The organism is uncultured Desulfosarcina sp., from assembly GCF_963664155.2.
GTDB lineage: Bacteria > Desulfobacterota > Desulfobacteria > Desulfobacterales > Desulfosarcinaceae > Desulfosarcina.
Genome location: NZ_CAXXXH010000001.1, coordinates 1,135,028 through 1,157,174, shown reverse-complemented (window position 1 = coordinate 1,157,174; position 22,147 = coordinate 1,135,028). Strand labels below are relative to the sequence as shown.

The following is a 22,147-nucleotide window of genomic DNA, read 5'->3' as shown; positions in this document are numbered from 1 at the left end:
TCATGCTCCTTTCGCAACCGGTGCGGGTTTACTCTTGGTTATCCGTCGAATCTCGTCATCGCGTACTTCGCGGCGAAGCAGTTTCCCGACTTTGGATTTGGGCAGCATATCCCGAAACTCGATATAGGAGGGCACCTTGTAAGGGGCCAGCCGGTCACGGCACCAGCGGATCAATTCGGTGCCGCCCACACCGCGGGCATCTTCCTTGAGCACGACGATCGCCTTGATCCGTTCTCCGACCTTGGGGTCCGGAACGCCCACCACGCAGGCGCCGATCACCGTGGGATGGTCCTGGAGGGCTGCCTCCACCTCGGAGGCCGACACGCGAAAGGCCTTGTGTTTGATGATATCGGCCGACCGTTCCATGTAGATCAATTCGCCGGTGGGCAGGGCGCTGACGAAATCGCCCATGCGGCACCAGGTCGTCCCATCGATTTCCACATAGGTTTTCCGGGTTTCCGCGGGCTTGTTGTAATAGGACTTGTGGGTATAAGGGGAGGTGACCAGCAGTTCGCCGCTGCTGCCTGCTTTCACCGGTTCCAGGGTAGCAGGATCGACGATCAGACACTGCCGGCTTTTCAACGGGAACCCGATGGCCCGCGGGCTGGGTTCCACCCCGATCCGGCTGTAGGCCACATGGCCGACTTCGGTGGAGCCGTAGACCTGGTAGATGGGTGTGCCGCAACGCTTCTGCCAGCGCTCCTTGACTTCTTCGGGCAGGACGTCGCCGCCGCAATAGCAATAGGTCAGCGAGCTCAGATCATAGCGGTCCTGGCGGTCGTTCTCCAGAATCATGCGATACAGGGCCGGCACCCCCAGCAGCCACCGGACCTTGAACCGTTGAATCGATTCCAAAATGGCATCCACCTGGGGAAAGGGCATGAGCAGGGTGGTGTTGCCCCGGTTGAGCCCGACGGCCATGAACAGGCCCAGGGCCATGATATGGAAAAGCGGGTTGACGGCGATGTAAGTATCTTTGCCTTCCTTAAGGTGTTCGCCGGCGACATCTTCGGTGACGTCGTTGACGTAAGAGGTCATACCCATATGGTTGCCGGGAACGCCCTTGGGAAATCCGGTGGTTCCCCCCGTATAGAGAATGTAGGCGAGATCTCGGGCCGGATCTATCGCTGCGGCCTCTCTCCTGGGGGCGTGTTTGAGCAGCCGGGTAAATCGATGCACCCGCGGGTCGGCATCCACTTTTCCCGTGGGGATCTTGTCGAAGAGATGGCCCATCACCCGTTTCCAGGCGGGCAGCAGATCCGTCAGGTTGGTGACGATGACCCGCTTGAGGTCGGTTTCCGCCAGGGCCTCCTTGACGTAGCAGAAATTGGTGTCCATGCAGACCACGGTTTCCACGCCCGCATCCTTGATCATGTAAATGATTTCGTGGGACGTGTAGATGGGGGCCACCGGAACGACCACTGCGCCGAGCTTCTGAATGCCCAGAAAGGCGATGACCCATTGGACGCAATTGGGGATATACAGCATCACCCGGTGGCCCTTGTGCACGCCCAGGGACGACAGGGCGCCGGCAAAGCGTTCGCTCAGATTCTTAAGCCTGCGGTAGGAGACGTGTGCGCCCAGATAAACCAGCGCGGACCGGTTCGGGTATTTCTCACTCATCCGGTCGAACCGGCTGAAGGTCAGTTCTTTTTCAAGTGTGTCGGGGCTGGTGTGCATTGACTCTCAGACTCCTTTAAACGCCGAAATAGGCCGAGCGCACGTCCGGGTTGTCCATCAACGCCTCGCGCGTGCCTTCCAATACGGCCGAACCGTTTTCCAGAATAAAGGCATAGTCGACGATGGGGAAAACCGGGCGGGCGTATTGTTCGGAAACGATAATGGAGATTTTTCTTTGGTCCCGGATCTCACGGGTGGTGCGCATGAGCATGGCCTGCATCAGCGGACTGAGCCCCAGCAGGGGTTCGTCCAAAAGGAGTATTTTCGGTTGGGCCATCAGCGCGCGACCGATGGCCAGCATCTGCTGTTCGCCACCGCTCAAGAACCCGCCGATACGATTCTTCAGCCTGGAAAGGGCTGGAAATACCTCGAACACGTACGCCAGGGTCTCCCTGGCCTGGGACGGAGAGGCCAGATAACCGCCGATTTTCAGGTTCTCCAGCACCGTACTTTCCTTGAATATGCGCCGACGTTCCGGGCACAGCACGATGCCCATCTTCGCCCGGCGGCTGGGGGAAACGGTCATCACCTCCTTTTCCTGGTAGCGGACGCTTCCGGCCACGGTGATGCGTTCGCCACCGGCCATCATTTCTTTCTTCTGCATATCCAGTACGATGCCGGACAGGGCATGCATCAGCGTTGACTTGCCGGCGCTGTTGGCGCCGAATACCCCGACGATCTGATTCCGGTCACAACGGATGTGCACATTGTTCAGGGCCAGATTGTTTTCATAGAAGACCATCAGATCGCTTGCCTCAAGCATGGTTCATCACCTCCTCGACGACTTCGGACCCAAAGTAGGCTTCCCGGACCCGTGGATCGGCCATGACCTCCTTGGCGCTGCCTTCCACCAGTTTCTCGCCGAAATTGAGCACCATGACCCGGTTGGCCACCTGAAACAGCTCGCGCAGCCGGTGTTCGATCATGATCAGCGTGATCCCGTCCATCTGGAGCCGTTCGATCAACGGCACCATGCTGGCGATTTCACTCATGCTGAGCCCTGAGAATACTTCGTCGCAGATGATCAGCTCCGGTTTGAGGGCCAGGCACCGGGCCAGTTCCAGGCGTTTCAGGTAACCGGTGGGCAGGGTGTTGGTGGTTTTGTAGGGGACGTAGGAGTCCCGCTCAAAACCGATCTCTTCCAGGATGTCGATGCTCACGGTGTTTCGATCGCCCAGCTTGCCGCCGCCGCGCCAGCCTCCGGTTCGCCGCGCCCGGGGTGAGCACAGGGGAATCACCAGGTTTTTGTAGGCGGGCAGGCTGAAGTAGGGACGCATGATTTGAAAGGTTCGCAGGACTCCCATATCGGCAATTTTGTGGGGCGGTTTGCCGGTAATCGTTTTGCCGCGAAACAAGACCTGGCCGGAGGAGGCCTTGACAAATCCGGTGATACAGTTGACCACGGTCGTTTTTCCGGAGCCGTTGGGGCCGATGATCCCGAGAATTTCTCCTTTGTTTACCTCAAAGCTGACATTGTTCAGGGCGATGATGCCGCCGAAGGTCTTGGTGACGTTGGTGACTTGCAGAAAGGGTGTGTCCGTCATATGTCCGTCCATCTCTGAAACTGGTGATATTTACGTTGGCCGTAGATCATCAGCCCGTCGCTGCGAAATACGATAAAGCCCAACAGGATCAGGGAATAGAACACGATTCGCAGCGTGCCGAAGTCCCTCAGCAGTTCGGATATGGGCACCAGAATCAGGCAACCCAGCACCGGCCCTACCAGTGTTCCCCCCCCGCCGATGACGGTGGCGGCGATGGGCAGGATCGAAAAATCCAGGGCAAAGGTTGAGATTCCCGCCCACATGTAGGTGTGCACCAGGCAGGCCCCGGCCAGACAACCCACCGAGGATGCGATGAAAACGGCCAATGCCTTGTAATGGGTAATATTCATGCCCGAGGCCCTGACCGCCTGATCGTTGTCCTTGACCGCCCGCATTACCAGCCCCAGGTCGGTGTTGACCAGCCGGCGCAACCCGAAGAGAATCAACAGCAGGATTATAATGATCCCGTATTGTTCCAGCCACACATAGGGAACGCCGTCGATGCCCATGATGCCGTCGGTGCCGCCCAGAATGTTCAACGCTTCGATTACCCGAGAAAGAAAGAGGGGGTACATGAGAGTGACGATGGCGAAGTAGACGCCCCTCAAGGGCAGGCAGGGCAACAGGAGGATGGTGCTGATCACCCCGCCGAGAATGGCGGCGACCGGGATGCTGACCAGGGGGCTGAACCCCAGTTCGGTGTTCAACAGCGCGGTGAGATAGCCGCCGATGCCCACGAAAAACGCCCCCCCAAGGGAGACCAGCCCCACATAATGGGCCAGGAAATCAAAGCTCAGGGACAGCAGGGCGTAGATACAGACGATGGAAATTACCCGCAGCCAGTACATGCCGGGAACCACCAGGGGCAGCAGCAGCAGACCGCCGATGAGCAATAGCCGGGGGGCAATCAGGTAGGCCAGCTCCCGCCAGGACATCAAGGCATACAGCCCGTCTGTGCGAACCTTGATGCCCCGGTCGATTCTTTCCTGACGACGCTGTTGGGTTCCGATTTTCAAACGCGTTCCTCCAGTTCTTTTTGCTGGCCGAAAAGACCCGACGGTTTAAGAATGAGCGTTAAAATAATGGCCAGAAGCGCCACCATCATCTGGTAATGGGATCCCAGGTATACCACGGTCAGGATCTGGGCGAATCCGATCAGAAAGGCCGCCAGCACGGCCCCCATCCAACTGCCGAGTCCGCCGACGATGCATACGGCGATGGCCAGGATCAACACGTTATACCCGGACTCCACCACAATGTTTCCCAGGGGAAGCAGCAGGATGGCGGCAAAGGCCGCCAGCATGGAGCCCATCCCCATGGCCACCACCGCCATGAAATCGGAGTCGATACCCAGCATGAGCGCCGCCCGCTCGTCCTGGGCCATCCCCCGGAGGGCCATGCCCACGCGGGTGTAATGGGTGAACAGCCAAAGACCGGCTACCAGGGCGGCACCGACGACCACTACCAGGATTCGCTGATAGTCCACCGAAATGCCGCCGATGGTGATGCTGCCTTCGATGAAAACCGGCAGGGTGTAGGTCATGCCTCTGAAGCCGCCCCAGCGCAGACCTTCGAGGATGGCCAGGGCGATGGCATAGGAGGCGATGATTTCCGAGATTTCCATGCCCCTGACGCGAATCAGAAAAAGACGGTAAATGATCGCACCGATGATTCCGGTAACGAGAAGAGTAGCCACGACGGCCACCAGAAGATTGGTTTTAAGGGTGTTGATCATGGTCCAGGCAATAAAGCCGCTGAGGACGTACAGGGCGCCATGAGCAAAATTGGGCAGACGGCAGATGCCATAAACCAGGGAAAATCCCAGGGCGTAAAGGGCCAGAGCCACACTGTTGATCGTACCGTAGATCAGGATTTCCATTACTTGCCCATCCAGGGCGGCAATTCAATCTCGCCCATGGCGATGCTTTTGGGATAGACTACCACCCGTTTACCCTTCTGCCATTGCAAAATGCTGCCCACGGCGCCCTCCTTGGGATCCGTCGACGGGATGACCTGGTGGCTTTTGGGGTCGAAGCGCAGTCTGCCGTAAACACCCATCAAGTCGGTCTTTTCCAGTTCGGTCACCACCTTGTCAGGTTTCAGGCTGCCTGCCCGCTCGATGGCATCTTTCAAGACATAAACGGCCATGTAGCTGCTCGAGGTTCCCAGTCCTTCGGGCTCGACCCCCCAGCGTTTGGTGTAGGCATCGTAGAATTTCATGGTCCAGGGGGTGGCGTTGGAGGGGGCGTTGCCGGCATTGACCACATTGCAGAGCGTATATTCGCCTTTGCCGTTCGTAGCATCCCAGAAACCGGGCTGTTCGGCCGCGGCCAGGGTGGACCCGAATGGCAGGGCCGGAATCTTCATGTCGTACCACTGTTTCAGGAGGATGGCACTCTCGGGCATGTCCATCCATATATTGATGATTTCGGAGTTGGTATTTTTAGCCTTAAGCAGGCCCATGGAAAAGTCGGTGGCGCCGGTGGGATAGATCTCCAGGCCGGTGACATTCCACCCTTTGCCGGTGGCCACTTTCTTGATGATCTCCGCCGCCCCGCGGGCGTGGGAGACATCCTGGGCGATGATAAACAGGTTGTTGAATCCGTACTTGGCCTTCAACTCGCCGAAATTGGCGAAAATTTCACCCACCAGATTCTTGGCTTCGCCGTGAATCCGGAAACAGTATTTGAATTTATCGTAATTCTCGGCCACCATGGCGTGGTATTTGGGCGTCAGTGCCCCCGTCGTGAGAATGGACACTTTCTTGTATTTATTCAGCAGGGGCATGGCCGCCAGGGCTGCCTCGGACCTTACCGGCCCGCCGATCAGGAAATCGGCCTTCTTATCCAGGATGAGTTTTTCCACGGCCAGCAGCGCCTCACTGACCGGCACGCCCGGCTCCAGATCACGGGTATCGATGGTTTCGATTTTAAACGGGCGTTTTTTGCCGGCGACATTTACCCCCCCTTGCGCATTGATTTCCTCGATGGCCAGGGTCACGCCCCTTTCGGCATCCCAGCCATAGAGAAAGGCCGTCGAGAGCGGACAGCCGATAACGATCGGTTTTTCCGCCAGTGCGCTGCCGCCGGAAAGCCCCATCAACACCGCTATCATCAGGATCATCATCAGTTTGCCACGGGTTGTTTTCATTCGTTTGTCCCTCCTTTGGTTTGTTGCAGCCGGGTTGGTGTGTTCATACGGGTTCATCCGGTTTTCGAAGGCCGTGGTCCCGGATTTTCTTTTTCACTTGTGAAAGGGAGATCTGTAAAAGGCGTGAGGCTTTTTCAAGGTTCCAGTCGGTCTTGGTCAGGACCTCCTCAAGAAGCTCCTGTTCCTTGTCCCGCAGGGTTTTGATTTCCATCCTGCCGATCCGTTCCATGGAATAATTTTAAAAAGATGACGAAATATAAAAAAGTGAAGGCAATTTAGATAGTGAATTTTAGACAGCAATCCTTGTGCCAATCCGGCAAAAAGACACGATCCGGATTAACCCGCCGGCAACAAACAGTTTTTCTGATAGTCATGAAAATGAGGGGAGGGTCGGGCGTCTATCGGAACGGAAAGAAACTTTCAGGGGGTGAAAAAACTTTCAGGGGGGGCACCCTTATCATCCGGAAGGCACGATACCGTATTTCCTGATTTTATTGCGCAGGGTGGGCAGGGAGATGCCCAGAACCCGGGCGGTTTCGGACCGGTTCCAGTTCAGCCGGTCCAGGGTCATCCGGATATGTTTTTTTTCCATATGCGGCAGGGAGTAAGTCCTCAGCCGCGTGGTGGTAATCGGGTGGTTGGATGAAAGGATAGTCTCGATTTCATCCACGAGGATCACCTTGCCCCTGGCCCTCACCACGGCTTCCACCAGCACGTTTTCCAACTCCCGGACATTTCCGGGCCAGGTATGGGCGCTCAACCGGTCGATAACGCCCTTTTCAAGGCTGAAGATGTCCGTGCCCAACTCCCAGTTGATTTTCTGCAGAAAATGGCTGACGAGATCCGGGATGTCGGTCCGTCGGTCCGCCAGCGGCGGCACGTGGATCATCACCACTTTGAGACGGAAGAAGAGATCCTGCCGGAACAGACCGCTGTTGACCATTTCGGCCAGATTCCGATTGGTCGCCGCAATAATCCGGCACCGCGAAGTGAACGGGTGCTTGCCGCCCACCCGGTCGTATTCGCTGCGCTGCAGAAAACCAAGGAACTTGCGCTGCATGGTCAGGGGCAGTTCGCCGATTTCATCCAGAAAGAGCGTGCCGTTGCCGGCCAGTTCGATCTTGCCCGCTTTGGATTGGGTGGCACCGGTGAAAGCGCCTTTCTCATGTCCGAACAATTCGCTTTCCACCAGCGTTTCTACTATGGCGGAGCAATCGAAGGTGATAAAGGGTTCCATGGCGAACAAGCTGTTGCGGTGAATCACCCGGGCGATCAGTTCTTTGCCCGTTCCGGTTTCTCCCTGAATGAGAACGGGTGCCCGATTCTGGGATAATAACCCGATGGTTTTGAATATGTTGCGCATCGGGTCGCTCTTGCCGATGATGACTTCCGGGTTGGGCGGCTGGGTAATTTCAGCCGCCAGCGGTGTCTCGCGGTCGATTTTCAGGGTGTACAGGGCCCGTTCCACGGCCTGCTCGACCTTGTCCACGTCCAGCGGCTTGTGAATGTAGTCGTAGGCCCCCAGTTTCATGGCGGCAATGGTCGTTTCCATGTCCTGAAAGGCGGTGATCATGATGACCTTGGCCGGTTTTTCAAGGGCCTGGATCTGCTCCAGCAGGGCGATGCCATGGGTATCCGGGAGCCGTATATCCAAAATCACCACATCCGGCTCGTGGCGGTTGAAAAGGGCCAGACCGGCTGCCCCGGTGTCGGCTTTGTAGACCCGGTAGCCCTTTTCAGCGAAAAACATTTCCAGGCTTTCCAGAATAGAATGTTTGTCGTCGATGATCAGAATTTTATCCATGTGAATTTATCCGCTCCCGCGGTTTCTGTTGACGGGAAGGGTAATTTTAAAAAATGCGCCGGGAATCCTGCGATTTTCGACATCGATCCGACCTCCGTGGGCGTCGATGATGCGGTGGGCATTGCTCAGCCCCAATCCCGTGCCGCTGCTTTTGGTGGTGAAAAAGGGTTTGAAAATTTCGGATGCATGCTGCCGGGATATGCCATGGCCTTCATCGGCGATGATGATCTCAACCTGGCCCCCGTTGACTGACCCGAACCGGGTCTGAATCTCGACTTTGGATCCATAGGAGGAGGCCTCCAGGGCATTCAGGAAAATATTGATCAAGGCCTGTCCCAGCTTTTCCCCGTCGGCCTGAATGGTTGGAAGATCCGAATCGAGAGCGGTGACGATCTCCATGCCCGCTTCTGCAAACTTCATGTCCAACAGGTCGAGCGACGCCGCCACGATCGCGTTGATTTCAACCCGGTCCGTTTTGATCTGAAGGGGTTTGGCAAAGTCGAGCACCTCTTCCAGAATACGCTCCAGCCGGTTTACTTCTTTAGCCGATATGTCGATGCGGCGCTGATCGTTTCCCCTGATCTGGGGATTCTTTTTTAGAATCTGCAGGTTCATCTTGATGGCGGAGAGCGGATTTCTGATCTCATGGGACAGGGAGGCGGTGATCTGACCGATGTAGGCCATCCGTTCGCTTTCACGCATCTTTTTCTCCAACCGAACCCGGTTGGTGATATCGCGGCAGATGCCGATTCTGGAGATACTGTTGTTGTATCGGGCCGCCTTTGACTGAATTTCCGTCGGAAATGTCTCTCCGGTTTTCGTCAGCCTGAGGTACTCGACCGTTCGCGGGACGGCCTGTTCCGACGTTCCGTTCTTGTCGATCCCGACCAGTTTCTCAAGCTCCCCGGGAGCTACATAATCAGAATAATGGCTGCCCAGGACTTCATGAAGCGCATAGCCGTGCATGTTGCAGAAGGCCTGGTTGGCAAAAACGACCGCCTGGTTTTGAACCACGAAGTAGCCATCGTTGATCTCCTCCACCAGGGTTTTGTAATTCAATTCCGATTCAACCAGTTCGGCGGTTCGCGCCTGGATTTCCGCCTCGAGCAACCGATTGTGCTCGAGGATTTTTTTCTCATGCATGGCCTGGAAATAATCACTGAACCGGTGAATGGTGTAATTGAGGCAGTCGTTCATCCGGACAACGGAATCGGAAAAATCGGCCAGGGTGGTCTCATCGACAAGACGGTCGATGACCAGCCGGCGAAACAGTTCAAACGCTTTTTGAACGTCGGAGAGCAGGAAACCGGATTCAAGGCGCATTTTCGTGATGTCGGTGATGAATGCGTTGATTTTTTCATAATCATTGCTCAGGATCACATCCACTTCAGCGTCGTAGGCCTTGGACACCGTTCCCATCAGTTCCCAGCGCGGCCTGGCGGCGTATTGCGCACCCACCTCCGTTTTCAGCAGTTCAACCCACCGGGAGATAATGACGTCACGCCGGGAAATGAAGAACGTTGACAGACTGAAACCCACCGAACCCTCCTCTCCGATGCCTCCGGGTGGCACGAAGCGCCGAACCGATTATCCTTGGTAAACCGAAACCATCCTCAAGTCCATTAAAATCCATAGGAATGGATTGACCTTGATGGGAACCCTGTGGGAAAGTAACCTCAGGTTGGCTTACCGGGTGATAAAAATCCATTGCGCCTGGCCACAGGGCACCCGCTTCCGGATCAACATGCACATTGATCATTCCAGAACTCATTTTATAAACTGGGTCGCGTATGGTTTTCCCGGCTCGCACTCCCTTTTTGAACATCCTGCGATAAGGCTCAACCGGAAAGGAGAGGATGGTCGATGAAAATTCAGATCGAAAAACCGCTGCTGAAGTCGTTAGCCCTGATGGCATCCGTCATCGAAGCCCGCGATGCCTATACCGGCGGGCATCTCTGGCGGGTTTCCCAGTATTCCCAGCGGCTGGCCGAAGCGGCCGGTATGCCGATGGAAATGGCCTTCCTGTCCCGGCTGGGAGGCTTCCTGCACGACATCGGCAAGATCGGTATCCCGGATGTCATCCTGGGCAAGCGCGGCAAACTCACCGAGCCGGAATATGAAGTGGTCAAAACCCATCCGGGAATCGGGGCCACCTTGATCCAGGAGCACCCCCTGGGCGACCTGGCGCTCTCGGCCGTCCACCAACATCACGAATGGGTCAACGGTCAGGGCTACCCCGGTCGTCTCCAGGGCGATCAGATCTCCATCTTTGCCCGAATCGTCAGCATCGCCGATGCTTTTGACGCCCTGACGAGCACCCGGCCCTATCGCAAGGGAGTAGCTGCAGGCCCGGCGGTGGAGGCGCTTAAGGCCGAGCACGGCAGTCAATTTGATGCCCGGTTGCTGGACGCCTTTATTGAACTGGTCCGGTTGGACTCCCTGCAGGAGATTGTCGGGACCAGTGAGCGCGGCGTGCGCATGGTGGTCTGCCCCACCTGCGGGCCGGTGATCACCGTTTCCGGAAATGCCAGGGACGGCGATATCGGCTATTGCCGCATATGCGGCGCCAGGCACCGCCTGCACCGTGACGGTGATACCTTCGTGGCGGAACCAACCGGTGCGAAGGGCACTGCCGAAGATCTCAAACCGCGTCCCGAGACCCGTTCTATCGACGCATTTGTTTCCCGGGCCCCGCAGTGGGTCGATATTTGACGATGTTGCCTTACCTCCGCCGTTGCTTCCCTCTTGACACGCCAATCCCGAGTTAAGGAAAAAGCTGGATTGCCGATAACAGCTAATGTTTGAAAGAAAGTGACTATTCCAACGGACCGGTGACGGGTGTTGACCCTTATGAAAAGACCTGGCTTGACCATCGCTGTTATTTTCGGAGTGATCCTTCTGGCCCTGCCGATCCGCGCCGATGGTGCGGCGCGTCCTTTGCCGCCTGTCGCCAGGGCCGGCTTACTCGATCTCAGCCGGTGGCAGATGGACCGCGATGGTCCGGTACAACTGGCCGGCCAGTGGGAATTTTATTGGGGTAAGCTGCTTTCACCGGACGACTTTCGAATGGGCCGGAAACCGGAAAGCACCGGCTGGTTCGCTATGCCCGCGGTGTGGAACGGGGTTTCCGTGAACGGCCGGGCACTCGGCGGCAGCGGCTTTGCCACCTTCCGGCTGCGCCTTCGCGTGGATCCCCTGCAGGGGCGGCAGGCCTTGCTCATCCCATACGCGTTTACCGCATACAGGATGTGGATTGACAACCGGTTGGCCGTGGTAGTCGGTCGGGTGGGAAAAAGTGCCGACACCATGACGCCAAAGTACCGCACCACGATTGCCTTCATCGACCCCCCGGAGGACGGTGAGATCGAACTGGTCCTTCAGATTTCCAATTTCATGCACGCCAAGGGCGGCATGCGCAATCCCATTCGCCTGGCCGCGGCCTCCCAGGTCTCCGGCCTCAAGCATCGGGCGCTGGTCAAGGACGTGCTGGTTTTCGGCTGCCTGCTGATCATGAGCATCTATCACCTGGCCCTGTTCGCCTTTCGACGGTCGGACCGGTTCAACCTCTATTTCGCCCTGTTGTGTTTCTTTTTCAGCATGCGTGCCGGATTGACCGGCGAAGTCTTTCTGGCCGATCTGTTCCCGAACCTCGACTGGATGATCACCATCCGCCTGGAATGGCTGTGCGTCTACATCGGCGGACCGCTGGGCATCGCTTTTGCCCGTTCCTTTTTTCCCGATGAATGTGCGTTGAGCATCTACCGGGGAAGCCTGGCAATCGGTACCGTTCTGGTGCTGATCACCCTGATGGCGCCGGTCACGGTTTTCACCGGCATGTTTCCCTTCGTGACACCCCTGATCGGGTTGATGCTCGGTTATTGTGCCTGGGTCCTTTTCAGGGCGGCTCTGCGGAGACGATTCGGTGCGGTGGCGATGCTGGCGAGTCTGGCCCTGGTGATAACCACCGTGGTCAACGATATGCTCTACGCCAACGACTTGATCCGGACCGGGCATTATATTCCCTACGGATTGCTCTTTTTCGTCTTTTCCCAGGCGATGATCCTGGCCAACCGCTCAGCCAAGGCCTTCCAGGGCCTGGAGTCGACCAATGCCGCCTACCAGCTGGAGATCAGGGAAAGAGAGCGCGCCGAAGCCGAGGTAAAGGCCTATCAGGAGCGGCTGGAAGATCTGGTCCGGGAACGCACTGACGCGCTGGCCGAGGCCAATCACCGGCTTAAGCTAGAACTCGACGACCGCAAGACCGCCGAATCGGAGAAGCTCAAACTGCAGGAACATCTTCAACGGGCGCAGAAGATGGAGGCCCTGGGCACCCTGGCCGGCGGTGTGGCCCATGACCTCAACAACATTCTCTCGGGGCTGGTCGGCTATCCCGATCTGTTGCTCCAGGATCTGCCGGCGGACAGCGACCTGCGCAAGCCGATGCTGACCATACAGCAGTCGGGCCGCAAGGCCGCCGCCATCGTTCAGGATCTGCTGACCCTGGCCCGGCGGGGGGTGGCGGACTTTCAGGTGGTCGACCTCAACAGTATCGTGACCGATTACCTGGAAAGCCCGGAATTTGAGAAACTGATCCAGTTTCACCCGGCGGTGACGGTGACGTCCCGTCTGGCGGCCGACCTGGTGCCTGTCAAAGGCTCCTCGGTCCACCTGTTCAAGACGGTCATGAACCTGGTCAGCAACGCCGCCGAGGCCATGCCGGACGGGGCACCCTTTCCATTCAAACGGCAAACCGCACCGTGGATCGTTCCACAAGCAACAATGAGATCGCGAAAGAAAGGGAATACGCCGTTTTGATCGTGCAGGACAACGGCACCGGCATTTCCAAAAGCGACATGGAGCGAATTTTCGAACCCTTTTATTCCAAGAAGGTCATGGGCAAGAGCGGCACGGGTCTGGGTATGGCCGTGGTCTGGGGAACAGTGAAAGACCACGGCGGATTTATCGACACCCATAGCCGCGAGGGTGTCGGTACTACCTTCACCCTGTATTTCCCGGCCACGCGGGAAGCCCCCAAGGCTGTTGCGGCTCCCTGGTCACTTCTGGATCACCGGGGAAACGGGCAAACCATACTGGTTGTGGACGATGTGGCCGAACAGCGGGAAATCGCCACGGCGATGCTGAGCAAACTCGGGTACCGGGCCGAAGCCGTCAGCAGCGGCGAGGCGGCGGTGGATCATGTCTCCCGCCGACCGGTGGATCTGCTGCTGCTGGACATGGTCATGGATCCCGGGATCGACGGACTGGAAACCTACAAACGCATCCTCGCGATCCATCCCGCTCAAAAGGCAGTCATCGCCAGCGGCTATACCGAGACCGCCCGCATCCGCGAAGCCCAGCGCCTCGGACCCGTGGGCTACCTGAAAAAACCCTACGGACTCGATAAACTTGCCGAAGCGGTCAAGGCGGCCCTCAAGAAAAATGAGTAGATTTCAACCTTTTTTCAAACTCATCAAGTGATATGATCCAGCCATCAGCCGATTGCTGAGGCGATGGTTTTAATGCCCTCGGCAAAGCCGGCTTCCACTTTCCCGAGAAAGGCCTTCCAGTCGGCACCGAAGCGGTAGAAGGCCATGGATGAAAGCTTCTTGGTGAGAATGGCATCCCGATACGGCTGCAATTCTCCGGTATCGAGCGTGTTCATAATCGCTTCCCGGCCCAGCCGTTTGATCAGGACGGCCGGAATGTAATTCTCCAGCACTTTCCAGACCAGCACCTTATCCTTCAGGATAGTGGATAAATTCTCTTCGCAGATCCGCTGCAGGGCAAAGATCTGCTCACTGGTTTTCTCCGAAAGATCGAACAGCGGAACTGACGGATCGGCTTCATGGATTCGGATGAGCATCTCGGTTTCCGCCCGGGCATACTTGTCCACCAGCATCATGATATCCCGTATCAGGGCCCAGCGGGTGTCCCTGTCGTTGAGCAGCCTGGCCTCATAGTCGTCTCCGAGCAGAAAGGCGGTGAGCACTTCGGCGATGGAGCTGGAAAAGACGCCGCCCTTGTTGGCCGTGGTGTCCTTGATATGCTTGATGCCGGTGGTGGTGGCGATGGTCCGCCTGGCGGCGTCATCGAAGAAGACATTGGCGCCGTCGACGATGAACCGCAGCTCCTGGAACAGGGAGAGAAAATTTTTGACGTTGCCGCGGTTGACGGTGTCCTTGAAGCCGCCGCAGGGGATGAAGGCCCGGATGTCCGCCTGGCTGATGAACCGTCGGTTGTCGGGATCGGACAAAAAGGAGCGGTGGAACAGGGCCCCGTCTTCCACGAGCGTGCCGTCGGGAAGGATGACATTTTTGGCGGCAAGGGGGACCATGAAGCCCTGGGGGCTCAACTTCTCCACCGGGAAATGTCGGGTGTTGGCCCGGGGTGAAGTATGCCGCATGAAGGCGATTTTCATCAGCGCTTCCCGGTCCAGCCCCTGGGGATCGAACAGGATTGAGCCGCCGTCGATGATCAGGCAGATCTTTCCCTTGTAGCACTGGATTTCATTGGCCCCCAGATCGCCGTCCGGGCCGCCGGTCATCATCAGGTTGAGGTCTTCTTCCCTGGCCCCGTAGTGGGTGATCAGGGTCCTGAAGGCCCCCATGACCCCGGTGGTGGTCATGCCGCTGATCTCGATTTTGCCGCCGATCTGCCCGTAGATGGCGTCCATGTCGGTGGTGACGGCAACGGAGGTGCCGTTGACCTGCAGGTCCGTGCCCTTTTCCCCGCGGTCGATCAGGCCGAACAGGTCGCCGTTTTCCAGCATGCCGTAAGTGTCGTGGGGGATGCCGATGCGCTTGCCCGTGGTGAGGGTTCTCCAGTAGCGGTACCCGCGCTCCTGCGAGCGGATGGCCACCGCATCCATCAGCGGCGCGGTTCCCTCGTCGGGGCCGAAGAATATCATCTCGGGCTTGCCGTAATAGTCGACGATGCTGTCGTCGCCGAGCACCAGGTCGATGATGCCCTCGGTATAGTCGTACAGGGCGTCCATGCCGTGGCTGGCGTAAATGGCGTGGGGCACCACGACGCCTTTGGACCCGCTTTCGCAGATGTCCTTGTGCTTCAGCCGTTGGGCTTTAGGCCCCAGGGCGTAGTTGAGCAGCACGGCGTTGTCGATTTCGGTGGGGTAGTTGGCCGGGGAAACCCGGATCAGCCGCAGCCCGCCTCGGGCGATGTCCCCGGCCCGGAGGTGGGTGCCGCAGGCGTAGTGGCCGTTGACGAAGAAGATGCCGAACACGAACTGGTCGAAGACCAGGGGGTCCAGGATGGCGTTGTCGAAGCGGAAGGCGAAGGACCGCTTCTCGGGCTTGTAGAAGTTGGTCTTGAGGGTGCACGAGACCAGCTTGAACATGAAGCGGAAGATATCGCAGTGAAGCCAGTTGTCCATGAACCGTGACGAGATGATCTTGTTGAACTCCCTGAACTTCTCCTCCAGCGCCGTATCGGTGATCCGGTTTTTGGCCGCCGGATGGAAGCGTTTTTCGAAAAGATCATAGAGGAATTTCACTAGGTCCGGGTTCTCGGTGGCTGCCTCCAGGATGGCCTTGTAGATGTAGGTGGACTTATTGGAGCCGTGGATTCTTCCGGCAAAGGCGTCCCGGTGGTCCTTGCTGGTCAGGCTCTTAAGGATCTCCCGGTCCGTGGCGTTGTCGCGCTCCTTGAAGATGAACATGTGGGTGAAATCCGCGGCGTTGCCGGCAAAGAGCATCTCGTTGAAGGTCAATCGACCGTTCACATAAAGCTCCGTGATGCGGTTGACGCCGAAGGAGAGATAGGCGCACAAGTCGCGCACCAGTTCGGCCTCCTTTTTGCGGGACAGCTCTCCCCGGATATACATCGAGCAGATGGACGAGGGCACGGGGGATTTGCCCCAGTAAGGCTCCCAGTAGGCGCGTTTGAGCACCAGGCCGTGGTCTTCGAACAATTTTCGTAGCACCGGCAACTGGGGCGATTCGAAATCGCTGTTGAACATCAGGCGCATCTCCCCGGTATCGGGCAGGTTGAACACCTCGATCAGGGGGGTGACGGCACTCTCCGTCTGCTTGAGGAATTTTTCGTAGCGCTGCCGGGTGGGTTCGGGAGTGGTCATGTAGTCCCCGGCCAGGGTGAACAGGAAGCGGGAGTCCGTGAAGTCCTCCCGGGAGTAGTCGCGAACCGTTTCGGGCCTGATGATGTAGGTGTAGTAGTTGCTTTCCGGGCTAAAGTAATACTCACGCCGGTGGCCGGAGATCATGTTTTCCAGGATCTTTTCCATGCTGTCCCGGGTCTCCAGCGTGGCGATGCGGACCCGCTGGACATTGTTTTCCTGCTCCAGGTCGAAATCGATGTGGGCCACCCGCCCCACCAGGACCACCTTGCCGTCCTTGACGGCGATGCTGGTGGCGATGGATGCCAGGATATGCTTCAGGGAGTCTTTCTTGATGTTTTCGAAGAAATAGGTCGGAAGTCCCAGGTCTTCGAGCAGGATCCCCGCCGCCATGTTGATGCAGTTGGCGGTCAACAGTCCCTCGGAGGAAAGGTCCACCACCGCCTCGTACAGAATGCTGGGGTTGAGTTTGACGCTCTGGGCCTTGTTGATGATATAGGCGCCTTTGGAAACGGATTCGGGGCGGTTGAATTGGCTGTCCATGACTTTTCCTCGATTGGCTTTAAAATAAACGTGGCGGCTGACCTATCAAAAATTGCCGGGAAACAAAACGAAAATCGGAAGCTGCCGGCCGATTAGGGGCAAAAAGGCAGGCCCGGTGCCGCGGACATGTCCGGGGCGCCGTTGCCGGGCGATCCATTTCGCTTTTCCCCCGCTGACCCGGGAGAAGGATCACAGCGACGACAGATTCCCGTGGGGTTCCTTTTAAACGGTTGAATGTCGGGTTATCGTTACCCATCTTCACGGAATCCGGTGCCGTTGTCAAATGCAAGTCCTGCGGAAATTAACCAGGAATCATGCGCCGGCACCTGCCGGTCCGTTAAGACAATCCGCCGGGAACCGTGTAAAACAATTGTAAAAACCCTAAAAGCCTTTGTGATGCCGATGCCAATGGCATACAAACGGCTCACTTTAACGGAACAAGTCTCAAAGCCAACAGTTACCGCCCGCGGCCCCCTGACTCCAGCGGTCCCCGATTGGCCGCACCCAACCCCATGGCATGGTTTTGAAAGGCGTTCGAACCTTCGAAAGGCGATAACCATGACCATCCACGAAACGATCGTTATCCGGACTCTGGTGCGCTGGCTGGCCCTGCTGGTCTTCAAATGCACGGGATGGAAAACCGAGGGACGCACACCGGACTTTCCCCGTTATGTCATCATTGCGGCTCCCCACACCTCCAACTGGGATTTTATCTTCACGCTCTGCCTGGCGTTCATCTATCGTTTGAATGCGGTGATAATGATGAAGGATGCTTGGTTCCGCTGGCCGCTGGGACCCTTGTTCCGCTGGCTGGGGGCGCTGCCCATCGATCGGTCCCGGGCGAACCAGGTGGTGGCCCAGTCCATTGCAAAATTCCAGCAGCGCGATCGTCTGGTTCTCGTGGTGCCGCCTTCGGGAACCCGCAAGCGCGTGCTTTACTGGAAGACGGGTTTCTATCACATTGCCAATGGTGCCGGCGTGCCCATTGTGCTCGGTTTTCTGGACTACCGGCGCAAAGTCGGCGGATTCGGCCCCTCGGTCCGCCCGACCGGCGACATCGACGCAGACATGGCCGTGGTCCGGGCTTTTTATCGGGATATTTCGGGAAAATATCCCCTGAAGGAGAGCCAGCAGTGCATCGCTCCCCGTGTGTCCCCGCCGGTCGTGGGCTGAGGCGAATGACGGAGGTGTTCACAAAATGATTGCCAAAATCCGTTGATACGGCTATAAGCCGCCTCAACAGTAACCCAACCGCACGTCGGTCACCGATCGGATTCGGCCGGCGACCGGTTCCAATTTCAAAGCGACAGAGCCGTCCGGATTGAGCTGGGCGGCTTTTTTTGTGGTGAATAAAAGGAGAATACGACAGATGGATTTCAAAGCATTAGGCATCCGGGACGAACTGCTTCGCGCCCTGAAGGAGTTGGGATTCGAGGCCCCGATGCCGATTCAGACCGCGGCCCTGCCTGAGCTGCTCAACGGGAGCCGGGACTTCATCGGCCTGGCCCAGACCGGCACCGGCAAAACCGCCGCCTTCGGCCTGCCGCTGCTCCAGGGCATCGATCCGGCCCTGAAGGGTCTTCAGGGAGTGGTCCTGTGCCCTACCCGTGAATTGTGCATGCAGATAACGGACGACCTGAAGCGTTATGGCCGCTACCTGAGCGGGATCCGCGTGGCTGCGGTCTACGGCGGGGCCAGCATCGCCCACCAGATCCGCCAGCTGCGCGACGGCTCCCGGATCGTCGTGGCTACGCCCGGCCGACTGATCGATCTGATGCAGCGCCGGGCGGTGGATTTGTCAAGCGTTGCCACCTGCGTGCTTGACGAAGCCGACGAAATGCTCAACATGGGTTTCCAGGAGGATATCGACCGGATCCTGGAAAAGATGCCGGCCGGCCGTCGAACCTGGATGTTTTCAGCCACCATGCCATCGGGGGTCGCGGCCATTGCCCGTAAATATCTGAACGACCCGCAAAAGATATCCCTGGGCGGGCGCCAGCACATTGCTCCCAACATCACACACGCCTGTTACCTGATGAACGAGCGACACCGTTATCAGGGGCTGAAACGCATTATCGACTTTACGCCCGGAATTTTTGGACTGGTGTTCTGCCGCACTCGCAAGGAAACCCAGACCGTGGCTGAAGCCCTGGTGCAGGAGGGATACCCGGCCGATGCGCTGCACGGCGACCTGAGCCAGGCCCAGCGCGACCATGTCATGCGCAAATTCCGCCAGCAATCGATCCGGCTCCTGGTGGCCACCGACGTGGCCGCCCGTGGCCTGGATGTGGACGCGATATCCCATATCATCCACTACAACCTTCCCGATGACCCAGATACGTACACCCATCGCAGCGGTCGAACCGCACGGGCCGGCCGATCGGGTGTCTCCATTGCCCTGTCCACCCCCCGGGAGGTGGGCCGGCTCCGTACTATGGAACGCGCCAACGCCATGCGTTTTGAAATACGAAAATTTCCGGATGGCCGGGCGATTTGTGAACGGCAGCTCGATGGTTTCGTGGACCGGATTGTCGAGACGCCGGTGGACCCGAAGGCCTTTGCCGATTTCCTGCCGGCAGTTTGCGAGGCGCTGGCGGGTTTCGACCGGGAGGAGCTGATCCTGCGATTTATGTCCGCCGATTTCAACCGTTTCCTGGAAGACTACCGTGAAGCGGGCGACATCAATGCTTCGGCGCGTCCGTCGGCCGCCCGCCCGCCCGCCAACAGCCATGGCCGTTCCGTTCGACCGGACGCCCCGGGCGCACAGCGCTTTTTCATCAACGTCGGCCGCCTGGACAAAATCAACGAAGGGGCAATCGTGCGCCTGGTGTGCGACCATTCCGGCATCCGATCCCAACAGATCGGCCGGATTGAACTCAAGCGGGAATTCTCGTTTTTCGAAGTGGCCCGCGGCGCCGCCGACAAAGTCCGGCGCAGCCTGAAGGACGTCCCGTTTGACGGCCGGCGGGTCCAGGTAAAGGACGCCGGGCATAAGAGCCCCCAGGGCAAGCCGGACCGGTTCCGGAAGACCCGGCCAAGCTTCCGGCAAACGGAAAGGCGGGTCAGCGCTTGATGGGGCCGGGCAAGATGAATTCATAACGCCGGCGCAGCAGGCGGGTGGTGAGCCAGCGATCCATCCGGCGAAAAGCCAGAAAAACAATCCAGATCCGTTTGTCTTCCGCGTAGTAGCGTTCAATATCCTTAACGGTCAGCGGCGCCTCTGAATCCTTCAGGAAGCGGTTGGCGATGGCGACTGTCTCCGGTACCAACTCCGGCCGCTGCTCCTTGAACAGATTGGCGGCCAGATCCGTATACACCAGGCGGGGAACATAATACCGGCCCATCACATCGTTTAAAAAGAACCAGCGGATGACCCAGCGCAGAAAACCCGGCGCGCTTTTCAGCAGGCGCTCGGGATTCTGCTGCTCTACGCCATGTTTGCGCATCAGGGGGGTGCTGGTATCGATGTACAGCAATTGCGCGGGATGTCTGCCGGAACCCCCGGCAACCCAATTGGAGAGCTGGCCGTCGATCGCCAGCTCCGTATCAGGCGCTGCCTTGGTGTTGAACGCCCACACCTTGGCGATTTCCGCCGCGACCCGTTCAATCAGAAGCAGGCAGTCGGCCTCATCGATGCGGTGAATCCGCCGATGACACAGGCGGTCCCCGGCAAACTGCTGCTGGGCGATATAAACGGCCACCGGGCGGCCGGGAATTTCGACGATGTGCGTGGTGTGGGCAGGCAGTTGCAGGCCGGCCTTTTCCAGCAGCGCGCAGTATTCGACATGCATTTTTTTATAGCTTTCGGCAGAAGGCCGATCTTCGAAAATCGGCAGGCGCTTGTAAACGGCATCGTCGTCCCCCTCAATTTGAAAAATAGCCGATATTTCGCCATAGCCGATGACTTTGGCCGGAACCGCGGAGGCACTCAACCGCTGGGGGTCGAGACCGGCTTCGAAACGCTGCAGCAGTTCGCTGTCGATGTTCATCATGAGTCACAACCCCAATAGTTGTTTGGCCTCAGACAACCCTGCATCGACCCGATCAAGGATCTCGGCGGCCAGCGCCGCATCGATGATCAGCGGTGGCAGCAGTTGACTGACTGCGGTGTTGTTGTTGGCGTAGACACTGAGAATGCCGTTGTCGTAAAGGGTCCTGGACAATACCGGCCCACAGGCGTCATCGACCATCTCGATGCCCATCATCAGTCCCAACTGGCGCAGGTTGACCAGAATTTCCGGATGCCTGGATTTCAGCTGCTCGAAGCCGTGCTTGAAAATACCGGCCAGATGACCGACATGCTCCAGGAATGCCGGCTTGGATGAAATGTCCAATACCCGCATGGCCACCGGACAGCCCACTTCGGCCCCGCCGAAGGTTGAGATATGGATAAACGGATTGGTGTGGAAAAAGGATTCCAGTTCGGCACCCATGCAGGTGGCCGCCATCGGGTAAATGCCGCCGGACAGTCCTTTGCCGATGACCATGATATCCGGGGCGGTATGGTAATGCTCGATTCCCCACAGCCGTCCGGTGCGTCCCAAACCGGTCTGCACTTCGTCGATGATAAAAAGGGCGCCGTGTTCGTTGCACAGGTTTCGGACAAAAGGGAAGAATTCCGCGCCCGGAACGGGTATGCCGTAAGTGGCGGGAACGGTTTCGAAGATAACGGCAGCGGTGGTGTCGTCCATGGCCTCGGCCAGGGCATGCCGGTCATTAAAAGGAACCTGCACGAATCCGGGTGGGTTGGGGCCGAACGGGTCGCGATATTGCGGATCGCCGGTGGCCAGGGCCAGGCCGGTGTGACCGTGGTAGCCGCCGCCAGCCGATATGATGGTGTGCCGCCCGGTATAGCCCCTGGCGAGTTTGAGCGCCAGGTCGATGGCTTCGCCGCCGCCGACCCCAAAAACCGTGTAGGTCAATTCGCCGGGCAACAGGTGGGCCAGTTGTTCGGCCAGCAGGGCGCGGGGTTCACTGATCAGGTGGTGGTTGCCGATGTCGTATGACAACAGGCTTGCCTGCATCGCCGCAATTACCTCCGCATGGCGATGGCCCAGATTGAACACACCCCCGTTGCAATGGCAATTGATCAGCCGTTTTCCCGAGGTGGCGTCCCAGACAAACGGACCCTCCCGGTGGCCGAAAACAAAGTCGATGCCCACGCTTTCGAAAAAATCGGCCTTTCCCGAAGAGACGTGGCGGCGGAATCGATCGATAATTGCAGTTTTGCGCTCTTTACCGACAGGGTTCATAAAGGCTCCTCACGAAAGGATCGGTTTGTCGGAACTGATGGTCCTTTGATCAGCAACCATTCCCCATGATTGGCGCGACAGGCGC

General features: G+C 58.1%; 17 protein-coding genes. 5 read left to right on the top strand and 12 right to left on the bottom strand.

Translation table 11 applies throughout. From position 1 onward, the window contains the following. The 9 genes from ACHZBS_RS05145 to ACHZBS_RS05105 all read right to left on the bottom strand — a co-directional run bounded on the left by ACHZBS_RS05145 (nt 1) and on the right by ACHZBS_RS05105 (nt 9,717). Nucleotides 1-1,680 carry an AMP-binding protein gene (locus ACHZBS_RS05145; RefSeq protein WP_319405453.1) on the bottom strand — a complete coding sequence of 560 codons (1,680 nt, stop codon included), beginning with the start codon at nt 1,678-1,680 and terminating at the stop codon, nt 1-3. A gap of 16 nt (nt 1,681-1,696) precedes the next feature. Then, nucleotides 1,697-2,443, bottom strand: a complete 747-nt coding sequence (locus tag ACHZBS_RS05140) for an ATP-binding cassette domain-containing protein (protein WP_319405452.1) — start codon at nt 2,441-2,443, stop codon at nt 1,697-1,699. Then, nucleotides 2,436-3,224 (bottom strand): ABC transporter ATP-binding protein, encoded by a 789-nt coding sequence (locus ACHZBS_RS05135; RefSeq protein WP_319405451.1) that lies wholly within the window; start codon nt 3,222-3,224, stop codon nt 2,436-2,438. The genes ACHZBS_RS05140 and ACHZBS_RS05135 overlap by 8 nt, the downstream gene beginning before the upstream one ends. After that, nucleotides 3,221-4,240: a branched-chain amino acid ABC transporter permease gene (locus tag ACHZBS_RS05130; RefSeq protein ID WP_319405450.1), complete on the bottom strand. Its 1,020-nt coding sequence runs from the start codon at nt 4,238-4,240 to the stop codon at nt 3,221-3,223. Before ACHZBS_RS05130 ends, ACHZBS_RS05135 begins: the two co-directional genes overlap by 4 nt. Continuing rightward, nucleotides 4,237-5,103, bottom strand: a complete 867-nt coding sequence (locus ACHZBS_RS05125; protein WP_319405449.1) for a branched-chain amino acid ABC transporter permease — start codon at nt 5,101-5,103, stop codon at nt 4,237-4,239. The genes ACHZBS_RS05130 and ACHZBS_RS05125 overlap by 4 nt, the downstream gene beginning before the upstream one ends. Continuing rightward, complete coding sequence (locus ACHZBS_RS05120) at nt 5,103-6,374, bottom strand: ABC transporter substrate-binding protein (RefSeq protein WP_319405448.1); 1,272 nt, start codon at nt 6,372-6,374, stop codon at nt 5,103-5,105. The genes ACHZBS_RS05125 and ACHZBS_RS05120 overlap by 1 nt, the downstream gene beginning before the upstream one ends. A 43-nt stretch (nt 6,375-6,417) precedes the next feature. Then, entirely contained in the window at nt 6,418-6,585 is a 168-nt protein-coding gene (locus ACHZBS_RS05115; RefSeq protein ID WP_319405447.1) for a helix-turn-helix domain-containing protein, read from the bottom strand. Between the two features lie 246 nt (nt 6,586-6,831). Next, nucleotides 6,832-8,178, bottom strand: a complete 1,347-nt coding sequence (locus ACHZBS_RS05110; protein WP_319405446.1) for a sigma-54 dependent transcriptional regulator — start codon at nt 8,176-8,178, stop codon at nt 6,832-6,834. Between the two features lie 6 nt (nt 8,179-8,184). After that, nucleotides 8,185-9,717: an ATP-binding protein gene (locus ACHZBS_RS05105; protein WP_319405445.1), complete on the bottom strand. Its 1,533-nt coding sequence runs from the start codon at nt 9,715-9,717 to the stop codon at nt 8,185-8,187. A gap of 324 nt (nt 9,718-10,041) precedes the next feature. Between ACHZBS_RS05105 and ACHZBS_RS05100 the strand changes: the two genes are divergently transcribed. From ACHZBS_RS05100 to ACHZBS_RS05090, 3 genes are all read left to right on the top strand, one after another. After that, nucleotides 10,042-10,890 (top strand): HD domain-containing phosphohydrolase, encoded by an 849-nt coding sequence (locus tag ACHZBS_RS05100; RefSeq protein ID WP_319405444.1) that lies wholly within the window; start codon nt 10,042-10,044, stop codon nt 10,888-10,890. A 138-nt stretch (nt 10,891-11,028) separates the two neighbouring features. After that, nucleotides 11,029-12,993, top strand: a complete 1,965-nt coding sequence (locus ACHZBS_RS05095) for a 7TM diverse intracellular signaling domain-containing protein (protein WP_319405443.1) — start codon at nt 11,029-11,031, stop codon at nt 12,991-12,993. Nucleotides 12,994-12,995: 2 nt separating this feature from the next. Next, on the top strand, nt 12,996-13,625 hold the full coding sequence (locus ACHZBS_RS05090; protein WP_324292414.1) for a response regulator: 630 nt from the start codon (nt 12,996-12,998) through the stop codon (nt 13,623-13,625). Between the two features lie 44 nt (nt 13,626-13,669). On the opposite strand, the gene ACHZBS_RS05085 is transcribed toward ACHZBS_RS05090, so the two are convergent. After that, the gene (locus ACHZBS_RS05085; RefSeq protein WP_319405441.1) at nt 13,670-16,810 is read right to left on the bottom strand and encodes an NAD-glutamate dehydrogenase domain-containing protein; all 3,141 of its coding nucleotides are present in this window, start codon (nt 16,808-16,810) and stop codon (nt 13,670-13,672) included. Between the two features lie 558 nt (nt 16,811-17,368). Here ACHZBS_RS05085 and ACHZBS_RS05080 point away from each other — a divergent pair. Together ACHZBS_RS05080 and ACHZBS_RS05075 are read left to right on the top strand one after the other, a co-directional pair. Beyond that, the gene (locus ACHZBS_RS05080; RefSeq protein ID WP_319405440.1) at nt 17,369-17,983 is read left to right on the top strand and encodes a lysophospholipid acyltransferase family protein; all 615 of its coding nucleotides are present in this window, start codon (nt 17,369-17,371) and stop codon (nt 17,981-17,983) included. A gap of 196 nt (nt 17,984-18,179) precedes the next feature. Then, the gene (locus tag ACHZBS_RS05075; RefSeq protein WP_319405439.1) at nt 18,180-19,883 is read left to right on the top strand and encodes a DEAD/DEAH box helicase; all 1,704 of its coding nucleotides are present in this window, start codon (nt 18,180-18,182) and stop codon (nt 19,881-19,883) included. Here ACHZBS_RS05075 and ACHZBS_RS05070 read toward each other — a convergent pair. Both ACHZBS_RS05070 and ACHZBS_RS05065 read right to left on the bottom strand, forming a co-directional pair. Further along, the gene (locus tag ACHZBS_RS05070) at nt 19,873-20,802 is read right to left on the bottom strand and encodes a DUF6206 family protein (RefSeq protein WP_319405438.1); all 930 of its coding nucleotides are present in this window, start codon (nt 20,800-20,802) and stop codon (nt 19,873-19,875) included. The genes ACHZBS_RS05075 and ACHZBS_RS05070 overlap by 11 nt on opposite strands. Nucleotides 20,803-20,805: 3 nt before the next feature. Then, nucleotides 20,806-22,062, bottom strand: a complete 1,257-nt coding sequence (locus tag ACHZBS_RS05065; RefSeq protein WP_319405437.1) for an aminotransferase class III-fold pyridoxal phosphate-dependent enzyme — start codon at nt 22,060-22,062, stop codon at nt 20,806-20,808. Between the last annotated feature and the right edge of the window lie 85 nt (nt 22,063-22,147).